Raw genomic sequence first — 1,664 nt, forward strand, 5'->3', positions numbered from 1 at the left:
TGCAGGGTTTTGGTGACGATGGAGTGGGTGTCGTTTTTGAAGTAGCGGCGGGCGGCGGCGCGGGTGTCGGAGAAGCCGAAGCCGTCGGCGCCGAGGGTGGCGAAGTCGTTGGGGATGAATTGGCGGATTTGGTCGGGGATGGCTTTCATGTAGTCGGTGACGGCGATGACGGGTCCGGTGTGGCCGGCGAGTTGTTCGGTGATGAATGGTGTGGGTGCTGGTTGGCCGGGGTTGAGGAAGGCGTGTTCTTCGGCGGCGAGTCCGTCGCGTCGGAGTTCGTTCCAGGAGGTCACGGACCAGATGGTGGCGGCGACGTTCCAGTCTTCGGCGAGGATCCGTTGGGCTTCGAGGGCCCAGGGAACGGAGACGCCGGAGGCGAGGATGTTCGCGGTGGGCCTGTTGGGGTCGCCTTCGGGGGCGTCGGCGAGTTTGTAGATGCCTTTGAGGAGCCCGTTGATGTCGAGGTTGTCGGGTTCGGCGGGTTGGGTGATGGGTTCGTTGTAGACGGTGAGGTAGAACATCGTGTTCTTATCCTCGGAGTGTTCGCCGTACATGGTTTCGAGGCCGTGGCGGATGATGTGGCCGATTTCGTAGCCGTAGGCGGGGTCGTAGGTGCGCACGGCGGGGTTGGTGGAGGCGAGCAGGGGTGAGTGTCCGTCGGCGTGTTGGAGGCCTTCGCCGGTGAGGGTGGTTCGTCCTGCGGTGGCGCCGATGATGAAGCCGCGGGTCATTTGGTCGGCTGCGGCCCAGAAGGAATCGCCGGTGCGTTGGAAGCCGAACATGGAGTAGAACACGTAGATCGGGACCAGGGGTTCGCCGTGGGTGGCGTAGGAGGTTCCGGCTGCGGTGAACGCTGCGACGGCTCCGGCTTCGTTGATGCCGGGGTGGATCAGTTGCCCGGCGGGGGATTCTTTGTAGGCCAGGACGAGGTCGCGGTCCACGGAGAGGTAGTTCTGGCCTTTGGGGTTGTAGATTTTCGCGGTCGGGAAGAACGCGTCCATGCCGAAGGTGCGGGATTCGTCCGGGACGACCGGGACGAGGCGGTGGCCGAAGTTCTTGTCCCGCATGAGGTCCTTGAGCAAACGCACGAAGGCCATGGTGGTCGCGGCTTGTTGTTTCCCGGACCCGCGTTTGGCGACGTCGTAGGACTTGGCCTCGGGCAGGGTTACGGGGGTGTGGGTGCTGCGGCGTTCGGGTACGAACCCGCCCAGGGCGGCGCGGCGTTCCATGAGGTACTGGATTTCCGGGGCGTCCATGCCGGGGTGGTAGTACGGGGGCCGGTAGAGGTCCGCGTCGAGTTGTTCGTCCGTGATGGGGATGCGCAGGTGGTCACGGAAGGCTTTGAGGTCTTCCATGGTGAGTTTTTTCATCTGGTGGGTGGCGTTGCGGCCCTCGAAGTGCGGGCCCAGGCCGTAGCCCTTGACGGTTTTGGCCAGGATGACGGTGGGTTTGCCCTTGAACTCGGTGGCTGCCTTGTACGCGGCGTAGACCTTGCGGTAGTCATGGCCGCCGCGTTTGAGGTTCCAGATCTGCTCATCGCTCAGGTCCGCGACCATGTCCTTGGTCTGCGGGGACTTGCCGAAGAAGTGTTCCCGGACGAACCCGCCGGATTCGGCCTTGTAGGTCTGGTAATCGCCATCGGGGGTTTCGTTCATGATTTTCAC

Annotated in this window: 1 protein-coding gene; it reads right to left on the reverse strand. The window is 63.5% G+C overall.

The annotated features are described in order from the left end of the window. Positions 1-1,664 (reverse strand): transketolase-like TK C-terminal-containing protein (locus ACSVIE_RS21020; RefSeq protein ID WP_442425148.1); only part of this gene is annotated, 1,664 nt, incomplete at both ends.

The organism is Paenarthrobacter sp. NCHU4564, assembly GCF_052156435.1.
GTDB lineage: Bacteria > Actinomycetota > Actinomycetes > Actinomycetales > Micrococcaceae > Arthrobacter.